Here is a 17,637-nt window from a genome sequence, read left to right as displayed (position 1 = left end):
AAAAATTGAATTAAATTCGAGGGGGTTGAAATAAAGAAAAATCGAAATCTTGTAAAGCTATATTTTTATAAGAATATACTTTACTATACTGGTAGTTGGATATTAAATAATCATAAGAGTCAAATTCTGTCTCAGTAATGCTTATTTGACAACATTGACAAGAACAAAAGGGCGAACACAAATCTGATTCTTCAGAATCTGAGTGTTCATCTGCATTTAATAGTTGAACGATACCGTCGTTATATTCTATTACATTATCATTACATGTAATAAACGATAATCCAAGGATATAAATAGATAATATGATGGTCAAAAATTTCACAATACAAAGTTAAGAAGAATACTTGTGCAATCCCATTGCATAAATTATGAGAATGAATTTTCTATTGCAATATGTGTGTGTATTTTTGGATTCGATAGTTACTTGTATACCATGATAACTTTATACGTATCTAGATATCTTTTCGTTACGTCATTTATTTTATGATAGATGGTTTCTAGGGGGTAGCATTTTTTTTGTGCAATCACCCATTGTTATTTATAAAATTAGGAATCTATCTAGTAATATCGAGGATTACAATTGTATAGACTTTTCTTTGTGGAGCTGTAGGAGGTATGCCATTATGATCAGTAAATGGGTTTCCCCCTTCTTGTAAGTGTGCTATATCTATCGATATAGGGGCTGCCTATAGATCGTATATCCTACGGAACGGGCACTATAGGGTTAGAATACTACTTATAGATGGTTACAAACGACCAAAAAGTCATTGTTGTACTGCCTATAGGGTGTTCGAGACGGTCAAGGGGGTGTTCTGACACCCCCTATGAGGGGGTGTAGACAGCCTGTATCTCGTTCATAACGCCCTAAAGAGCGTAGAGGTAGTGGTTTCCTTGTTTTATCCTAAAACAAAAACTTATGCAATCTTAAAGATGGTGGAGAGAGTTTATTCTTAGACTATTATCTTCCAAAAGCCAAGCAAACCAGAAAAAAGGAATCCTTAAAACTATATCTTTATCCTAAGCCTAAAACAAAGTTAGAAAAAGAACACAATAAAAAGAATCTTATTCTGGCAGAAAGTATCCGTTCCAAACAATTGTTAAAGTTACAACATGATCGGCATAACTTTTCTCATTTAATCAAAGATAGAGAAACCACTCCTAAGAAAAAATTATTGAATCATAACCCTTGTGAAGATATTGAATATATTGATCAGCAGGAAACTGAAAGGGAGTTTTTGATACTGGAAGAATTAAAGGCATCACCAAAACCTTTTCCTATACTCTAACCAAATGGAAAATCAATAAATGTTCCCTCAACATCGTTTGAGGCTGTTGGATAATATTCTAGCGGTATTTTATCAAAAAAAGGTAGTTCTAGTTTCATGTTATTTAGCTATTTTTTTGCGCTCTATAAATTCTTCTGTGGTTTCCCAAACATGATTCATGTTATTACCGTAATAATATTCAAACTCGATTTTATCACCATTTTTTAACTTAGTGTTTCCCAGTAGATAATACGTGTCGCTAACATGCATGCTATAAAACTTTTTTGCGCCATAAAAAGTAATTGTATCGCCAGGATAGTATTTTTTGACGGATTTTATATTTTCTTCGTCATAATTGGTATCTTCTTGTGTTAATGAATGGTCAGAAAATCGTCCACTATTTTTTTGCCAGTGAATAGTACAGATATTTTTAATGACGATAGGGCGATTAAGGTATTGTGCATATGGATCTTCTTTTGAAACATCTGTTCGTGAACTGTAAGCTAGCATAGAAATAAAACCTATAAAAATGAGAAGAACAAAGATTATTACTGAAATAAGAATGTATTTTATGTTAATATTCATTTGTTTTTTAGTTTAATTGTTGAGTTTTCTCATTTAAAATTAAGTAGATACTTATTACCATATCAATTAGAGGTGCTGATTGATACAAGAATTTCTTCTTGAGAAAGGGTTGCTAAAAAGTCTTTCCAAACTGCATTTTCAAGTTCAATATATCTTTTATAATTAATTTCTTTTTTTTTCATAATTCAATCTATTGTACGAACTGGCATCCTAGCTTTCCAGTTATTATCTCTTCTCTGGTTTCTAGATTGTATTTAAATTCTTCGCCTAAGACATAATTTGGTACAAAATCGAGCAATTCAGGACAGATTGTATAAAGGTCTACTTTCTTTTTAGAATATTTCCAACCTATTAAAAATTTTTCGTCTTCAGAAACTTCAAAAGTTTCACTTACCGTTTCAAAATTAGAAACAGTTTGATTTTTAATATTGATTATGACGTAACTTCCACCATTACCACCTTCCTTAAAACCAAAAATAATATAGTTTTTTAAGAGGCTCTTTATATATGACCATTCTGAATATTCTGGTTCTATTTCGCTTTTTTTCTTCGTGAACAGTGCATCTTTGCTATTTAATATAAATGTGTTTTCTAATTGTTTCGGTTTTTTAAATTTTGGTTTTTTAAAAATATAATAATCTGAGGCATCTGCGCTATCTGAATATTTTTCTAAAACGCCGTAATCAATTCCCTTTTTTGTATGAAACGTAAATAAGGAATCTTCCTCTTTTTGCTCATATAATAAATATTCTGGGTTATCTTTATTCCTATAATCCGTTATTTTTTGAAGCGTATAGTTTCCTGTTTTGGACGTATTATTACAAGACAGCAAAAAGGATGAAAGAATAATTATGAATAGAATATAAATCTTCATTTTCTTTTTTATAATAATGATTAACATCAGTCTAGATTATATATTTATTTCAGTCAGTTCAAAAAACCGATTAATTTGGGCTATTAATTCGTTTTTCGGATTGTTTATCGATTTATCAATAATCATTTTGGTGAGGATCAAGATTTGTTATGGTTCATTACTTTAATCCCTCATTGAGGGTTTAATTCCTCGGCTTGCCTCGATATCAAAATATTTTTTTCGGAAGCATACCTAGTGAGCTTGTTCCGAGGTTGTTGATTACTTAAAGCCGATTTATGTTATAATATCTTTATTACTACAAAAGCTGTATTAGTAGTAGCTATTTTAAAATCCATTACGCAAAACGTCTGTTCCTTTTATGAGTTTTTGTAAGAAATCTTCCATATTTTCGGCTATCCAGCGAATTTTATTTTCGTCAGCTCCAAAAGCAATTATTTGTCCTGATTTTCCTTTGCTACCAGGTGCGTAATCTATCGCTATAAAATTTCCGTCCCCCATACTCATAAAAGGAATCCAATATGGGGTTGTATAGATACCTATTGTTTTTCTTCCGTCTGGGTGATTATTACCAGTCAAATCAATTAACATCCAATCAACACTATCATAAATCTCTTTCCAATTTTTCCATTCATCAAATATTTGTCTTGCAGATAGAAATCCTATGTTTTCAATTCCATTATAGGTATTAAGTAACACTTGTAATTCTTTAGGGAATGAAAAACCTGCCAAAGTTTCAAATTCCTTATAAAACGGTGTGTTGCTTACAGGAGGGGTTGGTTTAAGTTGTTTTATCTTGATAAACTCATTGAATAACTCTTTTAATCTTACTTCATCAATAGTACCATATCCAGTAGTGTCAATATATTTTTTAATATAGTTCTTTTTTTCTTTAGCTATTTTGGTTTCATTGTATTGCTGCGGTGCATTTTTATGTAAATAAGACCCTGTATTTTCATAAGGTCTTTCATCTATCAACATTCCAGAATTCACCCATTTTTGAGAAAATTGCCCCTTTCCTAAAACAAGCATAAATTGTGGATTTGGATTAAGTTCTGGTTGTTGTTCAAATTGCCCATCATTTTTATATTCTTCAAGCTTTTTATATTGTTTTTCAAATATAATATTCATCCATAACCTAAAATTACTGGTATTTTCCAAACGTATTCCAACTATTTTTTTTTCAGATAAATAGGCAAATGCATCATATGATGATTCCTGATTTTTTGGAGTAATAATTAATAGTTTTAAAACTTTAGTTCTTAAATAATCTGATAATTTTTCTAATATAATGTTCTTAAACTCCATTGTATCATACGACTTATAATTTCTGGCGGTAGCACTTTTATGATGCGAGTAATCCTTATAAAATGGCTCAGGAATTTCGGTTAGTGCAATGTCATGGAATATTATATCATCGAATTTTATTTTTTTTAACTGATTGTCATAAGGTATTGTATTCATTTCATTTTTACAGTTTGTAATTAATATCATTAGATTTATGAGTAAATAGTATTTCATCTTAGGCTTCATGATATCACATGTTAAATGGTTTTATTCAGCTAACCCTATAGACATTAAATAATCTAAATAAGGAAATAAATCTACAAGTTCTGGTGGTGTTGCATCTTTTATATTTACATGAAAACATTTAAACTCATTTTTATTCCTCCAACTTTGGTTTAAATCCATAAGATAACTAAATTATAAATGAACAAACCTTAGATTAAGTAACTGTAAGTGTCAATTTATAAGTTGATACCTTTTTAAGGTATTTTAGGTAAGTTCAGACTTTATTTTTTCACTTTTATTATAGGACTAAACCACTATTATTAATAAGATGACTTATTTATATTAATTCAAGTTCAATAGGTGTTTTATAATTTTTAGTTACTAATCCAGCGCTATATGATTTTTTAGCTTTAAGTATGATTTTATTGTCTTTTACGCCAATATCACCAATCAGCGAATAGATGTCTTCATAAAATTTTAATTCAAAATTCTTGGAGTGTGTAACATCATTCTTTTTGTCATAATATTCAATAATTACATTAGATAACTTTCCAAAAGGTGCTATCTGATAATAAATAACTATTCGATACGATTTAGTTTCTTTGGTTTTAAAATAAATTTTAATCTCGCGCCCATATTTTGATAATGCTAAAGCTACTTGATTAACAAGGTCTTCATTATTTCTGTTACTTATAAACTTAAGAATTTTCAAAATTTTATTTTCGATAAACTTATCTTTGTCCTCAATTTTTAGAGAATTAAAATGGCTCGTAGATATTCCATAATCTATATATTTAATTCTTTTGTCAATATTACGACTCGAAATTTTAATTTCGTTTTCTCTAAGAAAAGTTGTAAGATTAATGTAAATATGATCTACCTCTCCGTATGAATACTTTAACTCGTTTAATTTTCTTGCTATTCTTTGCGCAATGAAATTTGTGTTTTCAGTTGGGTTTAAAATACTTCCTAATTCTGATGGTAGATTCTGCCCTGAAATATTTTCAGTTTCACTCTCATAAAGTCGTATGTCCTTTAATGCTCTATTGGTCATTTTTGAGTTATGTGTTAATTACTGCAAATGTTGTAGTGTGTTTTGATAATATTCCAATTCTGGGTTTAGCCCAAATTCTTTGAATATTTTGATTTTAGATTCTTTATTTTTGGGGTTACGTAAATCTTTTTTGAATGTATAAAAGGCGTCACTATTCCAATAGTAATCATTTGAATTGTCCTTAATACAATTGATTAAGATTTTTTTGTTCAGTCTTAATCCAACACCGACTCCCTCATTTCTAAAATAATTCCCAACTATACTTTTAGAAATTTGTTTTATATTTTTCTCTTTGTAAATAAAACCCCATTGAAAATAGATCAGTCCTTTATTGCTGTAATCAATACTTTCTGAAAAAGACATGGGGAATTCCATTTCTGAGTTTTCTAATGGGAGATTTCCAATAATTTCATAATCACCATAGAATAATCTGTTATCCATAATATGCTCTGATGGAAAACACTTTTTATTTTTTAAGATTGAAACATCTATATTTTTAGTCTCAGAAATATGGTGGTAAACCTTTATTGTTAATGGTTGTGCCATTAAATTAGACAAACCATAATGATTTTCTTTTTCAAAGAATTTTTCTTTATGAAGTTTTCTTATGTCTAGGAGCACTCTGCCAAACCCATAATTTTTTCTATCAACTTTGAAAGTGAAAAAATCTCCTTCTTTTACTTTAACTCGTTTCCTTTTCTCTTTTCCAAACTTATTTATATCGAGCAAATGGTTTTTGGAAGATGAATTAATAAAATTATCTAACCACTTTCTCAGTTCCGAAAAATTATTAATCTCTATTTCTTGAAAATAGGTTTCATAAAAAGTTTTTTGAGTAGTATAGTTTCCTATTATTACACCTTGATTACCAGCTGTAAATGAGAAGTAAGTTCCTATTCCATTTCTGGATTGAAACGAAGAAAAATTCAACTTTTTAGGTTTCCCTCTTCCGGTCTTAGGAAGTAATATTGTTCTGTTATTAGATGTTTCTTCGTTCATATCATTTTCCTGATATGAGTTTTGATTTACTGTAATTGATTTTATAATTGTACTCCCATCAAAGAACAAGTATATTTCATCCGTTAGCTGAACAATATCCCAATTGGATTTAACAGGTTTAAGCCCTAAATATTTTCTATCTGTTTTAGTTAATTGAAATATCACTTTTGTTATTTTTTATATATCACAACTTTTAATACTCTCTAATCATTTTTGAGTTTTGTATTAATTACTGTGAGTGTTGTACAGTCATTTTTATTCTAGCCGACAGCATATTCAGACTTAATCGAATCCACTTTTATTACGGTTATATATTACTACATAGAGTGATTTTTTTGCTTTTTTAAAATTAAAAAGTAATTCTCTTGTGTATAATTATCTAAACCTATTTAGTCTATTCATATTTTGATATATAACAAAGTAATTAAATTGTAACCAAATCTATATACTGATGAAGCTATTGTACGTGCCAATTTATAAGTTGGTACGTTTTTTAATGTATAATACTTAATTTTATCTTGAGTAGAATATTTGTTATTAACTTGGTAAGTTTCATTAATTACATTGATTATGCAGTTTATTTATTGATCTACAAAAACAGAAAACATATACAAGAAAATACTCATCTTTTATTTTCAACCAATAATGCTTTTTATGGATATAAAATTAGACAAAAAGGATTTCGAAGATTTAAAGTCTGTATCAATGTGTTATACTGGTAATAATCTTGAACTGGAATTGCAACAGAAAACTGGACAATAAATTAAGCTGCTATTTTGATATTAAACAAATTTTCTATTTCTAGAGATCTAACATAGTTTAAAGTCGAATGTCTTCTTTTTCTATTATAATGTTTTTTGAGGTCTTGTTAAGGCAATCAAAAGAATGTCCAACTAAAAGGACATTTTTTTTTGATTTTTTAGGTAATATCTACACTATTTATTGCCTTTTATTTGTGCGTTTTCATTATGATTAATAGTCAATATGTAGTTTTTTCTTTTACAGTAAATCTAAGGTATAACTGGTATTAAATTCTTTTTCATATTTCGAGGCTATATTCAAGGATACTATCATAGGTAGCATTACAGAAAAGAATAACTCCTAATAATTGCAGTAGTTCATTTGGGGTATAAGCTCTGATACGGTATATCAAAACTGTCATTTTTTCTAATCATACTATTGGTTTTTATCCCGATATAATTTTATATACTATAGGTTTACTGGGAGAGGCATCATTTACGAAAGGTGCTATCTGTAGATTAAGGAAGTATGTCCCATCCGCAATATGATCATTGACATATATCAATTCTGTAATAGTCGCATGATGACGAATCGCATTAGGGTAACCCCAGAAGGCTTTATGAGCTATTAATTTTCCATCATCTTTTTCTTTATCGACAGATGGGAGATCAATGAGGAGATGTTTAACCTGTAATTCTTTGATATATGTAGCTGCTTCTTCGGTAAGGTATGGCCAATTGGTGTTAGAATAGTGTTTATTACGCTTATGTTCTATATTGGGGAGTGTTCTTATTATTAATGCTTCTGGAGTAGAAGTTGTTAGTGCTTCTATAATATGATTCTTGGTTATTATAGTGTCTTTTCCTTTCTGTTCTGGCTGAATAGAAATGATTTCGGCAATAAAAAAAAAATGTGTTAAGGCATCATTGATGCTATAAAACTCAGAAGTGATATGACCAACACATTCGGTATGAGTGCCATGACCATGTGGATTAAAGGTAATCGTATTAAAATTGGTAGAAGCTCCTTTAGATACCTTTCCAATCCATTCTCCATCAGTTACAGGTTCGATTGTTGGTTCATTGATATACCATGCATTTACATTTTCTTTAGAGGCTCTTAAAGGAATGGATAGATCTAATGGTTTAGAAAGATCAATGGTGTAGGACTGATTATTGTGTATTACTGTTGTAACCATATATTAATTAGTAAGTTTTTTTGATAACCATAAAAAGGTAATCTCCTGCTGTATTTTCATATTTGGTGATGACATCATTTATTTTTCCTGATAAGATATCTTTTTTAAGAATATGTAATCCGTGTGTTACTTCTTTGGCATTTGCTAAAGAAGAGAAAGAGGATATCCCATAACGTACTTTGGGATCTAAATATAGTGATGGTTTGTGTTTTCCTGAGTATAAAAAGAGATCTTGTAGATCGGGTTGGATAGTATATTTTTCTGTAATGTCTATATATAGCCCATTTGTTTTTAGGTTAGCTTCGATATTTTTATAAGAAGGCATCTGAGTGATAGAATCTTCTAACATTTTTGGAAAATAGTGATTCAGCCAGTATCCTTTCATTTGCTCAGAGGTAGCTGTAAAGAGTACCATTTTTCCATTTGGTTTTAGTACTCTACCAAGTTCAGAAAAACTTTTGTTTAGATCTTGCCAGTGATGTAGTGTTAAGCTGGCAATAATACCATCTATACTCTCTGTAGGGAGGTCTGTTTTTTCGGCTTTTCCGATTTTCCAGTTCACTGAATTATTTTGACATTTTGCTTTTTTCAACATTTCACCAGAAGGATCGATACCAATAAACTGATATCCTTTTTTAGCAAAAGCTGAAGTATAATTACCGGTTCCACATCCAATATCAAGATATGTTTTGTCGGATAAAGGGTTTAGAAAAGCCTGTAATTTAGTAAAGAGATATGGATCGGCTTTTCGAGTACTATTGTAATGTACTCCTATAGTATCATATTTTTCTAGCATGACTCTTTGATTATAAAATCACTTTAAATTTAATAAGAAAAGATCACTTGCGATACCATCGCTTAAAAACTTTCCTTTTTTGGTGACCAATAATGTATCATTGTCTAAAAATAAAAGATGTTCCTTAATATGTTTCTGAGCATGCTGAAGAAGGTATTCTTTGTATTTTTGCCCAAAATTTTGCTCTATTTTCTGTAAGGATACTCCCCAAATGGTACGTAATCCAGTCATTATATATTCGTTGTAGGCATCAGTGGTGGTTAAATCTTCGATTTCTCTGGGAAGTTCATTTTGCTGTATGGCGTTGATGTATTTTATATTGTTATTAATATTCCAGCTTCGTTGTTTTCCATTATAAGAATGTGCAGAGGGTCCAATTCCCAAATAATGTTTCCCCTGCCAGTAGGCAGTATTATTTTTGCTAAAATATCCTGACTTGCCAAAATTAGATAATTCATAGTGTTCAAATCCTTTGTTTTCTAAGGTTTTTACCAAAATTTCAAAATGTTGTTGTGCTAGATCATCATCAATAGCAGGGATTTTTCCTTTTTCAATTAATTTAGGTAAAGCAGTATTCGGTTCGACAGTTAAAGCATAACAAGAGATATGGGGTATCCCAAAATCTAAAGCGAATTGAATATTTCGTTTCCAGTGTTCTATGGACATATTAGGAATGCCATAGATAAGATCTATTGAAATATTCTCGAAGTATTTTGTTGCCAGAGATAAGCATTGCAGTGCTTCTTTAGCATTATGAGCACGGTTCATCATGCTAAGATCTTCTTCAAAAAAAGATTGAATGCCAATACTTAAGCGATTTACACTACTTCTAGCAAGTGATTCTATTTTTTCTTTAGTTAAGTCATCAGGATTAGCTTCGATAGTAATCTCAGGATCTTCTGTAATGTCATAATGGCTATAAATTACATCGATAATATGTTGTAACTCCTCTACTGATAGTACGGTAGGTGTACCTCCTCCAAAATAGATGGTCTTAATAGTCTGGGGAGTGCTGGTTTCTGATTTTCGTAATCGTATTTCATTACATAATGCTGCAATCATTTCATTTTTTTTCTTCATTGAAGTAGAAAAATGAAAATCGCAATAGTGACAGGCTTTTTTACAAAAAGGAATATGAATATAGATACCAGACATGTAATGTATTTAATTAGGACAATCATCCCAGAATTCTATGCAAGGTTGATTTATTTCTTTATAATTTTTTTTATGTTCAGTATTTACATAAACTCCGTGATCGATCCAAGACCCTATACCTTTGGCTGAATCAAGAATATGTAATGAAAAATTGAATTCAGAATCATTTTTTATAGAGTAGAATGTATATAGATCATTTTTTTTGATGATATTATGGATAGGAAACTCTACAAAATCATGGCTATGAGAGATTGATAATAACGGATTTTCCTCAGGACTTCCTTTTATTTGTATCCATAGATTTCCTGAATCACAAGGGTTTAAAATCACCATTTCATTTTTATATTTGGTTATTGAAGTCCATTCTTTTGAAATTTCATTAAGAAGTTGTAATCCTTGCTTTTCATTAGAGCAAGATATACTAATACTAATCAAAATAGCTGCTATTATTTTTTTCATTGAATTTATGTTACACTCTGATATACTAAATGTAAAACCTTCATTCTGATTTTATCCCCCTGTTTTCAGGGAAAAATGAAATGAATTAATCAGTAGTTTTTTCATAAATTGAATTGTAACAAAAAATTATTTTTTTACTCTTTTTTCGTTTTGTTTTACAAAAGCAGCCCAACCAGTATAACTTTTGCCTATGATATCTGCACGCCCCATGTTATAGAAATGACAGACAGCTGCGGCAAGTCCATCAGTCGAATCTAGGTTTTTTGGTAATGTTTTGAGCTGTAAAAGGTTTTGTAACATTTTTGCAACTTGCTCTTTACTTGCATTACCGTTGCCAGTAATTGCCATTTTTATTTTTTTAGGAGAATACTCAGTGATAGGGACTTCTCGACTAAGCCCTGCTGCCATAGCGACTCCCTGAGCGCGACCTAGTTTAAGCATGGATTGTACGTTTTTGCCGAAAAAAGGAGCTTCGATAGCTATTTCATCTGGGTGATAGGTATCTATAAGTTGTATGGTACGTTCAAAAATAAGTTTTAGTTTTATATAATGATCATCATATTTACTAAGCTGAAGTTCATTTAGTTGTAAAAAAGACATTTTTTTATTTAGGACTTTAATAAGTCCAAACCCCATTATAGAGGTCCCTGGGTCAATACCTAGTATGATTTTTTCGGTGCTCAAAAGAAAGATGCTATGTTAGAGTACAAAATTACACAATTAAGAATAAGTTAGAGACTAATCGATATGTATTACCAAAGGAAGTTTATATAATGTAGTAACGGGTGTGCTACGAGTATGTGCCGGTTTTACTTTTGGTAAGGAAAGAATACTTTTTTGAAGCGTATCTTTTAAATTAGGAATCTGAGTTTCTATAGTTGGTGGTAATTTAAAATCTTCGAGTATAATTTTTCCTTTATTAGTAATAAGTAATGGAACCCAAATAGTGTCATTAATAGCAGTTTTTACGACTATAGTGTGTTTTATGAAGTAGTTGTATATATGCTGGGTGATCGTATTTTGAAAACATTGCTCGAGTTGTTCGATAGGCTTTTGCTTACATACATCGAATAGTGGGGGTTGTTCTACTTGGTTCCAGTTAAGTTTCTCCAAACTCTCTTTTACGATATCATTTTTATGTTCTTTTTTAAGAACAAAATCTTTGCATGAAAATATCATAAAAACCAATAAGCCTATATACCAATTTCTTACACTCATTATCCATAAACTATTTTCCAATCGCCAAGCTACATAAAATTTTTAAGAGAAAGAAGTGTTCTTTGTCTTTGCTATCTGCATCTATTTAAAACAGATATAATTATGATTAAAAATTTGATCTCTCTAAGATTTGTTTAACTGCAATGTGTTTAACATTTTATTTTTAATTTTTAGTATTATTTTAAGATTAGACAAATAGGGTGATCCGTAGATATACTGTTGTGTAGATATTATGAATCATTTTAACTAAAATCACACAAATGAAAAGTATTTCAAAAATTGCAATTGCCGCAGTAGTATTCGCAGGAGTATCTTTAACTTCTTTAAATGCACAATGCACTGTAAGTACCCCATGCGGACAGTATACAGTACCTAACTGTGTACAAAATTCATCAGAAATAATTACTTCTGGTAACTCGACTGCTACAGTCAACTCTAGTTCATCTTCTGTTTCTGTTTCCTCATCAACGTCTAATGGAGTAACCTCAACAGAGATTTTTGTAAATGGAAAATTGTATAAAAAAGTTACTTGTAAGGATACAGGAAACACTTCTATTGGAGCAAAACCTTTTAAGTTTCCTAGTTTTGAGGATTTTTTTAAAAAGTTTTCGTTCTCTTCATTTAAATTTTAGTAGTTAGATCGGGAGGTTTCTTTTATAATACAATAAAAGAAACCGTATAAAGAAAGAGTTCGGTACATCCCAGACCGAACTCTTTTGTTTTGTATTAGTTTTTATAATATGATTTTATTTTAGAGAGAAAAAAATAAATGTTATTTCTGATACATTTGATATAACTTCACTTAGTGTGTTCATTTTTAGTTTTTTCTTTTTTTAGCGATATTATTTATATTAAAAATAATAGGTGATATCTAATACTATAAGACACCAACTTTTTTTCCACGATTATTTGCGGGATAAAGTATAGTATTTTTAACTCCTAATTCTATTTCAAATATTGGTCTACGAGCTTTTATATTAATAACCTCACCGGTTTTATCAATCTTCAAAATTGACATATATTTTATTTACTCTAGGTTTACTAGTATGATTGCATAACCTTTAGATCGAAATTCTCATTTACAAATATCAAATAGGTATTTAGAATAAAAAAAGAAGAGGTTCTTAATTGTCTGTTATTCTTCCTTGGGGTTGAGATAAATCTATTTCGATCATTGTAACCTGAAACGTAATAGGTAGGGTATATGTGTCTTCAAAAGTCTTATTTTTGGTAGTTTCATCATCAGAGTCTTTTGTAGAAATCATATTAGGAAACGATTCTAATGTTCTTATAGCTTCTATTTCTAATTCTGGAGCAGATCCTTTAACCTGAATATCTACTATCTTACCGATTTCGTTAATTCTAAATCTGCTATAAATACGATTAATGCCAGGTTTAGCAAAAGCTGCTACTGCAGAGGTGTTGTAATTAGTATCTACATATTCTTGGATTTCGGTAGTAATACAGTTTTTTCTTATACGTTCATTTGTTACATTTTTACATTTTGGAGTGGTATGATTATTCTGAGAAAATGACATAGAAAATATCATTAAACAAAGGGGTAATACTAAAAAAGATTGCATGTCTAGGGGGGATTTTAGAATCAATTAAAAGTTTAGTGTGTATATTTCGAGAACAAAATAAAAGAATAAAAATGTATTTAAATAATTTTGTAGTTGTTAATGAATTTAACATCCAATTAATTGATGTTTGCGTAACAAATTAGAAACATTACCGTCATATAAATAAAGTGAGATGTGGATATAGTACTAGTGATTCTTGGATTTTTGTTTTGTCTTTTAGGTGTTATAGGAAGTTTTCTTCCTGTATTACCAGGACCATTTACCTCATGGGTGGGGTTATTAATTCTTCATCTTACTAATACAGTTATTTTGGATTGGACTTTTTTGGGAATTACTTTGGTGATATCAATAGTGGTTTGGATATTAGATTATATTGTTCCAGCAATAGGTACAAAACGTTTTGGGGGGACTAAATATGGTATGATCGGAAGTTCTATTGGTCTTATCTGTGGTCTTATCTTTATGGGACCTTTTGGGATTATTGTAGGCCCTTTTGCAGGTGCTTTTATAGGAGAATTAATAAAAGATAGTAAAGAGTCCTCAAAAGCGTTAAAAGCTGCTTTTGGTTCTTTTATTGGTTTTTTAGCAGGAACTTTTCTTAAGTTTATAGTATCTATAGGATTTCTTATATTTTATTTTAAAATAGTTTGGAAAAATTGGGCAGTTTTTTTTTAAGACATTGATGTTTTTAAAAATAATATATCCAGTAAGGTGGACTTGCAAGAGAAATTCGGACAATTTTTCTAAGACCTATGCTACATTTTTAAGTTTATAATATTCTATTTAGACTTCTAAGGGAGTTTTGTATCCCAAATAAGAATGTAATCTTTTCCTATTATACCAGACCTCTATGTAATCAAATACAGTTGTTTTAGCTTCTTGTATTGTTTTAAAACTATGATGGTAAACAAGTTCTGTTTTTAATGTTTTAAAGAACGATTCTGCTACTGCGTTATCCCAACAATTAGCTTTTCTACTCATCGATTGGGTAATTAACTTATTAACAGTAACAACTCTTCTAAACTCTTTACTAGCGTATTGCACACCTCTATCGGAGTGAAAAAGTAAAGGTGCTTCTATTTTTCTTTTAGAAACTGCCATTTTACAAGCGGGTACTATCGTTTGATCAGTAAACAAAGAAGTGCTGAATGACCAACCTATCACCTGGCGGCCATAAATATCAATTAATGTTGTTAAATATAACCATCCTTTATTGGTTTTAATGTAAGTAATATCAGAGACCCAAACCTGGTTTAATCTCTTGGGGTTAAAATCCCTATCCAAATGATTTTTGAATATGGGAAAAGAATGATTGTAGTGGTCTTCTATTTCTTTTTTAATTTACTTCTTACCCCATTAGATTTCATTAACCGGGAGATCCTACTTCTAGATACCTTATATCCTCTTCTAAGAAGTTCTTGTTTAATCCTTGGACTTCCATAAGTTTGTCTACTAGCATAGAAGATGTTTTTTATTTCTAGAGTTAATTTCTGATCTTCTAAAACCCTATTAGAAGGACCACTACTATATCATCTATAATAACTACTCCTACTAACTTTTAACACTTTACACATTCTCTCGATGGGGTAATGTTTATATGAGACTATGAATTGATAGAGTTCCCATCGCTCTTGGAGAAAATGTGAACGGCATTTTTTAAGATTTCCAGTTCTAATTGAGCATCTTTAAGAGCTTTACGCAACTCCTTTGCTTCCTGATTATCTACTTGAGAAGGTGGTTTAGAAACCTTTTTTGAAGATCCCTCTTCACTATCTAGCTTTACGCCATCGATAAATCCTATCAACTTTGATCCCTAGCTCATCGGCTAATTCCTTTATGTTTTCTCACTGATAGCTTAACCGAACAGCTTCTGATTTAAATTTTGTACTATAAAATCATTTCTTCATTGTTCTAAGATATTTATTTAAACATAAAGGGTCTTAAATATCTGTCCGAATAAAGGTAGCAACTCCAATTTAGATTAACCAGAATATTTGCATAAACATAACAATTGGTCTTGATCCCAATCAATTATTGACTTTGATTGACTGTCTATAATTAAAAAAAGCCTCTCCAGATTTATGGAAAAGCTTCTCATTGGTTTACTACTAAACCGCGCTCACGATTAACGTGAGACAACACAACATTTTCTTGCAAAAAAAAGCTTCAAAATATTTTGAAGCTTTTTGCAATTTTGCGGTCTGGACGGGACTCGAACCCGCGACCCCCTGCGTGACAGGCAGGTATTCTAACCAGCTGAACTACCAGACCGTAGCGTATTGCGGATGCAAATATACACCTCATTTCCGTACTCACAAATATTTTTTTGCTTTTTTTTGAAAATATTTTCAAAACACTAATTAAATTTCTGTCTTTCAATGAAATATGAGGTTAAGATTTTGTCAAAATTTTTGGTAGTATCAGCCTCTACGTACTTTATACCGTATTGAATACATTTCATTTTTAGATTATAAAAATAAGAAGCTACCGTTTTTTGATAATCATCCTTAATAGAATCAGCATATAAGTTTATAAAATCCCCAGTTTCTACATCTACAAATCGTGTTGGTTGATTACTAAAGTCAAAATGAACTTCTTTTTCACTATCAAATGTGTGAAAGAGGATGACTTCATGTTTGTTGTATTTAAGATGCCTAAGAGCTTCAAATAACTTTTCAGGATTAGATGTCGCTTGTAGCATATCAGTAAATAAAAAGATAAGTGATCTACGGTGTATTTTTTCTGCTATTAGATGTAAGAAAGTATACGTATCTGTGTTTTTACCTTCAGACGGATTGAGTAGTATTTCATTTAACTGATTAAGTAGCATCTGGTGATGTCTTTCGCTTCCTTTTTCTGGGGCATAATAATCATATGCATTACTATAGATGCTGAGACCTATAGCATCACGTTGTTTTTTTAAGATGTTCATTAAACAAGCAGTAGCTAAAACCGAAAAACTGATTTTATTTAATGAGTCTAGATGATGTTTTTTTACTGCAGGATAATGCATAGAAGAAGAATTGTCTATAATAATATGACATCTTAAATTTGTTTCTTCTTCATATCTTTTAGTAAAAAGTTTATCTGTTTTTGCAAAAAGTTTCCAATCGATATGTTTTGTACTTTCTCCATTGTTATATACCTTGTGTTCTGCAAATTCTGCAGAAAATCCATGAAAAGGGCTCTTGTGCATACCAGAGATAAAACCTTCCACAACTTGTTTTGCTAATAGTTCTAAGTTAGTAAATCCACCAGTTTTATTGATCTCTTTTTGAATATCCATAAATGAATCTTTTATAAAAAAATGAAGGTTATGTTTATTTGATAGCACTCTAGTTTGAGTTATACCAATTAGATTTTTAATTCAATACTAAAGAAAAATACTGTTTTTTATTCTATTGAGTTCAAATTTTGAACGATATTAATTGTGTAATATACAGATTGTAAATTATGATTCATAAAAAAAGAGGTTTGACCTTTACATCAAACCTCTTAGTTTTTATGAATTTTATATTTTTTACAAAAGAGAATCTAACGCTTCTGCATATACATTTTTAGGAGAAACACCAACCTGACGACCTACTACTTCGCCATTTTGGAAAACCAGTACTGTAGGGATATTTCTTACACCATATTTTGCAGCGAATTCTTGATTTGCATCAACATCTACTTTACCTACAATAGCTTTTCCATCATACTCTTCGCTAATCTGTTCAATAATAGGACCTACCATTCTACATGGACCACACCAAGTTGCCCAAAAATCAACTAATACAGGTTTTTCACTTTTAAGTACTACCTCATCAAAGGTTGCATCTGTTATTTCTAGTGCCATAGTTATTTTTTTTAATTCTTATTATTTTAATATTTACAAAATTAGTCAATAATTCTGCCAAAACTTACATGTACAATATTTGTTTTGACTATGCAGCTATTTAATTTTCTAATACCAAATATAGTGAACTCATTTAAACTTTTTGTGTTACCTGTATATTTTACATTTTGACTGCTTTAACAAAAGCATAGTATGCAATTGAGTTTCTGAATGATCTAAAAATGAATGGTTGTATAATGTAAATTTTGTAAACCAAGAACAATGTTAGTGTTAGTGTGGTGAGTAGAGAGGTGAAAAGGGAAATAAACAAGTAGATTTAAGAAGCTTATGTATTAGTTTTTAATTATGATTTTGTTAGACATA

Annotated in this window: 22 protein-coding genes, 1 tRNA gene and 1 pseudogene; 4 read left to right on the top strand and 20 right to left on the bottom strand. The window is 30.2% G+C overall.

Annotation, left to right across the window (positions count from 1 at the left end; translation table 11 throughout):
• Positions 1-10: 10 nt before the first annotated feature.
• Entirely contained in the window at positions 11-322 is a 312-nt protein-coding gene (locus N456_RS25335) for a DUF6660 family protein (protein ID WP_420834720.1), read from the bottom strand.
• A gap of 613 nt (positions 323-935) precedes the next feature.
• On the opposite strand from N456_RS25335, the pseudogene N456_RS25105 reads away from it, so the two are divergent.
• Positions 936-1,082 (top strand): annotated as a pseudogene (locus tag N456_RS25105) (tyrosine-type recombinase/integrase); the annotation flags it as partial.
• Positions 1,083-1,094: 12 nt separating this feature from the next.
• Entirely contained in the window at positions 1,095-1,286 is a 192-nt protein-coding gene (locus N456_RS24010) for a hypothetical protein (protein WP_062054564.1), read from the top strand.
• 99 nt (positions 1,287-1,385) lie between these two features.
• On the opposite strand, the gene N456_RS05010 is transcribed toward N456_RS24010, so the two are convergent.
• The 12 genes from N456_RS05010 to N456_RS04960 form a co-directional block, all read right to left on the bottom strand.
• Positions 1,386-1,850, bottom strand: a complete 465-nt coding sequence (locus N456_RS05010; RefSeq protein WP_148639193.1) for a hypothetical protein — start codon at positions 1,848-1,850, stop codon at positions 1,386-1,388.
• A 190-nt stretch (positions 1,851-2,040) separates the two neighbouring features.
• Positions 2,041-2,724 (bottom strand): hypothetical protein, encoded by a 684-nt coding sequence (locus N456_RS05005; RefSeq protein ID WP_148639192.1) that lies wholly within the window; start codon positions 2,722-2,724, stop codon positions 2,041-2,043.
• 324 nt (positions 2,725-3,048) lie between these two features.
• Positions 3,049-4,215, bottom strand: a complete 1,167-nt coding sequence (locus N456_RS05000) for an SMI1/KNR4 family protein (protein ID WP_062054558.1) — start codon at positions 4,213-4,215, stop codon at positions 3,049-3,051.
• Between the two features lie 60 nt (positions 4,216-4,275).
• Complete coding sequence (locus tag N456_RS24245) at positions 4,276-4,413, bottom strand: hypothetical protein (protein WP_158447827.1); 138 nt, start codon at positions 4,411-4,413, stop codon at positions 4,276-4,278.
• Between the two features lie 157 nt (positions 4,414-4,570).
• Positions 4,571-5,287: a hypothetical protein gene (locus N456_RS04995; RefSeq protein WP_062054556.1), complete on the bottom strand. Its 717-nt coding sequence runs from the start codon at positions 5,285-5,287 to the stop codon at positions 4,571-4,573.
• An 18-nt stretch (positions 5,288-5,305) separates the two neighbouring features.
• Entirely contained in the window at positions 5,306-6,451 is a 1,146-nt protein-coding gene (locus tag N456_RS04990; protein WP_062054554.1) for an immunity 26/phosphotriesterase HocA family protein, read from the bottom strand.
• Positions 6,452-7,472: 1,021 nt separating this feature from the next.
• Positions 7,473-8,225, bottom strand: a complete 753-nt coding sequence (locus N456_RS04985) for a cyclase family protein (RefSeq protein ID WP_062054553.1) — start codon at positions 8,223-8,225, stop codon at positions 7,473-7,475.
• 7 nt (positions 8,226-8,232) lie between these two features.
• On the bottom strand, positions 8,233-9,021 hold the full coding sequence (locus tag N456_RS04980; protein ID WP_062054551.1) for a class I SAM-dependent methyltransferase: 789 nt from the start codon (positions 9,019-9,021) through the stop codon (positions 8,233-8,235).
• Between the two features lie 18 nt (positions 9,022-9,039).
• Positions 9,040-10,176: a radical SAM family heme chaperone HemW gene (hemW, locus tag N456_RS04975; protein WP_062054549.1), complete on the bottom strand. Its 1,137-nt coding sequence runs from the start codon at positions 10,174-10,176 to the stop codon at positions 9,040-9,042.
• Positions 10,177-10,185: 9 nt separating this feature from the next.
• A complete protein-coding gene (locus N456_RS04970; protein WP_062054546.1) occupies positions 10,186-10,635 on the bottom strand; it encodes a hypothetical protein in 450 nt (149 codons plus the stop codon).
• 126 nt (positions 10,636-10,761) lie between these two features.
• Entirely contained in the window at positions 10,762-11,319 is a 558-nt protein-coding gene (gene ruvC / locus N456_RS04965; RefSeq protein ID WP_062054545.1) for a crossover junction endodeoxyribonuclease RuvC, read from the bottom strand.
• Between the two features lie 54 nt (positions 11,320-11,373).
• On the bottom strand, positions 11,374-11,853 hold the full coding sequence (locus N456_RS04960) for a hypothetical protein (RefSeq protein ID WP_062054543.1): 480 nt from the start codon (positions 11,851-11,853) through the stop codon (positions 11,374-11,376).
• A 260-nt stretch (positions 11,854-12,113) separates the two neighbouring features.
• Here N456_RS04960 and N456_RS04955 point away from each other — a divergent pair, with 260 nt between their 5' ends.
• A complete protein-coding gene (locus tag N456_RS04955) occupies positions 12,114-12,485 on the top strand; it encodes a hypothetical protein (RefSeq protein ID WP_062054541.1) in 372 nt (123 codons plus the stop codon).
• 245 nt (positions 12,486-12,730) lie between these two features.
• Here N456_RS04955 and N456_RS24240 read toward each other — a convergent pair whose 3' ends face one another.
• Together N456_RS24240 and N456_RS04950 are read right to left on the bottom strand one after the other, a co-directional pair.
• Positions 12,731-12,871 carry a hypothetical protein gene (locus N456_RS24240; RefSeq protein WP_158447826.1) on the bottom strand — a complete coding sequence of 47 codons (141 nt, stop codon included), beginning with the start codon at positions 12,869-12,871 and terminating at the stop codon, positions 12,731-12,733.
• A gap of 106 nt (positions 12,872-12,977) precedes the next feature.
• A complete protein-coding gene (locus N456_RS04950) occupies positions 12,978-13,403 on the bottom strand; it encodes a hypothetical protein (protein ID WP_205410251.1) in 426 nt (141 codons plus the stop codon).
• A gap of 207 nt (positions 13,404-13,610) precedes the next feature.
• Between N456_RS04950 and N456_RS04945 the strand changes: the two genes are divergently transcribed.
• The gene (locus N456_RS04945; RefSeq protein ID WP_062054537.1) at positions 13,611-14,111 is read left to right on the top strand and encodes a DUF456 domain-containing protein; all 501 of its coding nucleotides are present in this window, start codon (positions 13,611-13,613) and stop codon (positions 14,109-14,111) included.
• Positions 14,112-14,219: 108 nt separating this feature from the next.
• On the opposite strand, the gene N456_RS04940 is transcribed toward N456_RS04945, so the two are convergent.
• From N456_RS04940 to trxA, 5 genes are all read right to left on the bottom strand, one after another.
• Positions 14,220-14,765, bottom strand: a complete 546-nt coding sequence (locus tag N456_RS04940; RefSeq protein ID WP_262482806.1) for an IS3 family transposase — start codon at positions 14,763-14,765, stop codon at positions 14,220-14,222.
• Positions 14,762-14,902, bottom strand: coding sequence for an IS3 family transposase (locus tag N456_RS25330; protein WP_420834721.1), 141 nt, complete (start codon positions 14,900-14,902; stop codon positions 14,762-14,764). Before N456_RS25330 ends, N456_RS04940 begins: the two co-directional genes overlap by 4 nt.
• Positions 14,903-15,633: 731 nt before the next feature.
• Positions 15,634-15,707: transfer RNA gene (locus tag N456_RS04930), tRNA-Asp, on the bottom strand.
• Between the two features lie 85 nt (positions 15,708-15,792).
• On the bottom strand, positions 15,793-16,722 hold the full coding sequence (locus N456_RS04925; RefSeq protein ID WP_062054535.1) for a DUF58 domain-containing protein: 930 nt from the start codon (positions 16,720-16,722) through the stop codon (positions 15,793-15,795).
• A 234-nt stretch (positions 16,723-16,956) separates the two neighbouring features.
• Positions 16,957-17,280 (bottom strand): thioredoxin, encoded by a 324-nt coding sequence (gene trxA / locus N456_RS04920; RefSeq protein WP_476726729.1) that lies wholly within the window; start codon positions 17,278-17,280, stop codon positions 16,957-16,959.
• Positions 17,281-17,637 lie beyond the last annotated feature (357 nt).

This window comes from Aquimarina longa SW024 (assembly GCF_001401755.1).
Classification (GTDB): Bacteria; Bacteroidota; Bacteroidia; order Flavobacteriales; family Flavobacteriaceae; genus Aquimarina; species Aquimarina longa.
Note: the sequence above shows the minus strand (reverse complement) of the source record. Positions and strands in the feature narration are given on the sequence as shown.

Coding starts and splice junctions, on each gene's coding strand:
- N456_RS04985 (WP_062054553.1), bottom strand. CDS start 8,225: ATGGTTACAACAGTAATACACAATAATCAGTCCTACACCATTGATCTT.
- N456_RS24245 (WP_158447827.1), bottom strand. CDS start 4,413: ATGGATTTAAACCAAAGTTGGAGGAATAAAAATGAGTTTAAATGTTTT.
- N456_RS05005 (WP_148639192.1), bottom strand. CDS start 2,724: ATGAAGATTTATATTCTATTCATAATTATTCTTTCATCCTTTTTGCTG.
- N456_RS04925 (WP_062054535.1), bottom strand. CDS start 16,722: ATGGATATTCAAAAAGAGATCAATAAAACTGGTGGATTTACTAACTTA.
- N456_RS04960 (WP_062054543.1), bottom strand. CDS start 11,853: ATGAGTGTAAGAAATTGGTATATAGGCTTATTGGTTTTTATGATATTT.
- N456_RS24240 (WP_158447826.1), bottom strand. CDS start 12,871: ATGTCAATTTTGAAGATTGATAAAACCGGTGAGGTTATTAATATAAAA.
- N456_RS04995 (WP_062054556.1), bottom strand. CDS start 5,287: ATGACCAATAGAGCATTAAAGGACATACGACTTTATGAGAGTGAAACT.
- hemW (WP_062054549.1), bottom strand. CDS start 10,176: ATGTCTGGTATCTATATTCATATTCCTTTTTGTAAAAAAGCCTGTCAC.
- N456_RS04950 (WP_205410251.1), bottom strand. CDS start 13,403: ATGATATTTTCTATGTCATTTTCTCAGAATAATCATACCACTCCAAAA.
- N456_RS05010 (WP_148639193.1), bottom strand. CDS start 1,850: ATGAATATTAACATAAAATACATTCTTATTTCAGTAATAATCTTTGTT.
- N456_RS04970 (WP_062054546.1), bottom strand. CDS start 10,635: ATGAAAAAAATAATAGCAGCTATTTTGATTAGTATTAGTATATCTTGC.
- N456_RS04980 (WP_062054551.1), bottom strand. CDS start 9,021: ATGCTAGAAAAATATGATACTATAGGAGTACATTACAATAGTACTCGA.
- N456_RS04955 (WP_062054541.1), top strand. CDS start 12,114: ATGAAAAGTATTTCAAAAATTGCAATTGCCGCAGTAGTATTCGCAGGA.
- N456_RS05000 (WP_062054558.1), bottom strand. CDS start 4,215: ATGATATTAATTACAAACTGTAAAAATGAAATGAATACAATACCTTAT.